The organism is Enterobacter sp. 296B2 (genome assembly GCF_034106185.1).
Classification (GTDB): domain Bacteria; phylum Pseudomonadota; class Gammaproteobacteria; order Enterobacterales; family Enterobacteriaceae; genus Enterobacter; species Enterobacter cloacae_N.
Genome location: NZ_JAWNCA010000067.1, coordinates 1 through 2,620 on the forward strand (window position 1 = coordinate 1; position 2,620 = coordinate 2,620).

3 protein-coding genes and 2 pseudogenes are annotated in these 2,620 nt (G+C 49.2%); all 5 read right to left on the reverse strand.

What is annotated here, in order from left to right:
- Positions 1 to 231, reverse strand: a pseudogene (locus tag URZ40_RS23030) (hypothetical protein); the annotation flags it as partial.
- Between the two features lie 46 nt (positions 232 to 277).
- Entirely contained in the window at positions 278 to 970 is a 693-nt protein-coding gene (locus URZ40_RS23035; RefSeq protein ID WP_320721248.1) for a hypothetical protein, read from the reverse strand.
- Positions 971 to 973: 3 nt separating this feature from the next.
- Complete coding sequence (locus URZ40_RS23040; RefSeq protein WP_407065522.1) at positions 974 to 1,669, reverse strand: hypothetical protein; 696 nt, start codon at positions 1,667 to 1,669, stop codon at positions 974 to 976.
- Positions 1,670 to 1,672: 3 nt separating this feature from the next.
- Positions 1,673 to 2,365: a hypothetical protein gene (locus tag URZ40_RS23045; RefSeq protein ID WP_316379700.1), complete on the reverse strand. Its 693-nt coding sequence runs from the start codon at positions 2,363 to 2,365 to the stop codon at positions 1,673 to 1,675.
- A 3-nt stretch (positions 2,366 to 2,368) separates the two neighbouring features.
- A pseudogene (locus tag URZ40_RS23050) lies at positions 2,369 to 2,620 on the reverse strand (hypothetical protein); the annotation flags it as partial.

Consider the following 2,620-nt stretch of genomic DNA (forward strand, 5'->3'; position numbering starts at 1 on the left):
CCCACCGACTCCCCAGCCTGTAATAGCGATGTATCGTTCTGAGGGATGGACAAACTTTTTAGTAAATATTCTGTAAAACTGGCTGACAGGTTCAGAATGAATCCCCCGCTGAGTATCGGTATACCAGAGCTCACCTTCACAGTCCCAGCCTTTCAGTTCGAGATAACGATGGTCATCGAAACGGTAAATCACCTGTGTCGGCGGCTCATTGGCCTGACAGCCTGAAGCCATCAGTACAGCAGCAACAGCCAGGCCTGAACATAATGCTTTCATTGGTTTAGCGCCCCGCATCCATGTCACATTGCATATGGTCCCAGCCGGTGTAACCTTTTACTTCAGGGACCTTATCGGGTAAATTTTGATAATTGGTATGGAATTTTGCCGTATCGTTCTCCAGTGCCTCCTTAGTGATGTAATCGAGCCCCCACGCAGGCCCTGGTGATTGTGGTTTAATTCTGTGAGTTACACCTTCAACTACATAATCAATCCCTGGCCCACCAGTTGCCAGGCGTGGGTCATCAAACGGCCTGGAGGACATATAAAGGCGGTGCTTTGTCAGCAGAAAGCCCTGGTCATTCACCACTGTGAAAGAAACAACATCATCTCGCGGAGGTGAGTTCATTCCATCCGGTTCGTTTCTTCCGGGAGAGAATTGTGCAACCTGCCACGTTTTCCCGTAGTCCTTAGAGACACGAAAACCACCGACTCCCCAGCCTGTAATAGCGATGTATCGTTCTGAGGGATGGACAAACTTTTTAGTAAATATTCTGTAAAACTGGCTTACAGGTTCAGAATGAATCCCCCGCTGCGTATCGGTGTACCAGAGCTCGCCTTCACAGTCCCAGCCCTTCAGTTCGAGATAACGATGGTCATCGAAACGATAGACCACCTGCGTCGGCGGCTCGTTGGCCTGACAGCCTGAAGTCATCAGTACAGCAGCGGCAGCCATGCCTGAGAATAATGCTTTCATCAGTTAGCGCCCCGCATCCATGTCACATTGCATATGGTCCCAGCCGGTGTAACCTTTCACTTCAGGGACCTTATCGGGCAAATTCTGATAATTTGATTCACGCCTGACGACTTTTCCCTCCAGCCATCCTTTTGTGAAATACACCATCCCCCATTTCCAGCCAGGTGCATCTGAAGTTATTTCGTCCACCTCACCGTTTTCAAGCTGGTACTTAATTCCAGAACCACCTGGCAATACGCGCGGATCGTCAAATGGTCTGGATGACATATAAAGGCGATGCTTTGTCAGTAGAAAGCCCTGATCGTTTATTACCGTCAGAGAAAGCACCTCATCATAAGCTGGTGAGGAATCACCATTCGGCTCGTTTTCTCCGGGAGAAAACTGCGCTAACTGCCAGGTCTTTCCGAAATCTTTTGATACGGTAAAGGCACCCCCACCCCATGATGTGAGGACAATATATCGCTCTGAAGGGTGAATGAATTTTTTGGTAAAAATGCGATAAAATTGTGAATACGGCTGCGAATGAATCCCCCGCTGCGTATCGGTGTACCAGAGTTCGCCTTCACAGTCCCAGCCTTTCAGTTCCAGATAACGATGGTCATCAAAGCGATAAACCACCTGCGTCGGCGGCTCTTTCGCCTGACAGCCTGAAGCCATCAGTACAGCAGCGGCAGCCATGCCTGAGCATAATGCTTTCATTGGTTAGCGCCCCGCATCCATGTCACATTGCATATGGTCCCAGCCGGTGTAACCTTTCACTTCAGGGACCTTATCGGGTAAATTCTGATAATTGGTATGGAATTTTGCCGTATCGTTCTCCAGTGCCTCCTTAGTGATGTAATCGAGCCCCCACGCAGGCCCTGGTGATTGTGGTTTAATTCTGTGAGTTACGCCTTCAACTACATAATTAATTCCTGGCCCACCAGTTGCCAGGCGTGGGTCATCAAACGGCCTGGAGGACATATAAAGGCGGTGCTTTGTCTGCAGAAAGCCCTGGTCATTCACGACAGTAAAGGAAAGAATGTCGTCATAGGGAGGTGCATTGTCTCCATTAGGTTCATTTTCTCCGGGCGAGAATGAGGACGGGTGCCAGGTTTTGCCATAATCCTTTGATACAATAAATCCCGCAGATTCCCAGGCTGGAATGGCAATATAACGCTCAGAGCTATGAATGAATTGTTTGGTATATATACGGTAAAACTGGAAGTACGGCAGAGAATGAATTGCTTTCTGAGTATCGGTGTACCAGAGCTCACCTTCACAGTCCCAGCCTTTCAGTTCCAGATAACGATGGTTATCAAAGCGGTAAACCACCTGCGTCGGCGGCTCATTGGCCTGACAGCCTGAAGTCATCAGTACAGCAGTAACAGCCATGCCTGAACATAATGCTTTCATCAGTTAGCGCCCCGCATCCATGTCACATTGCATATGGTCCCAGCCGGTGTAACCTTTCACTTCAGGGACCTTATCGGGTTGGTCTTCCCAATTAGTTTGTAATGACTGTACGGTGTCCTTGAGGCCTTGCTTCGTCATATAAATCATTCCCCACGCCCAGCCACCCGTTCCTGCTGTAATATCGCCCTGCACCCCATCCTGAAGTTCGTAATGAATACCCTTACCACCGGGCAATAGACGGGGGTCATCAAACGG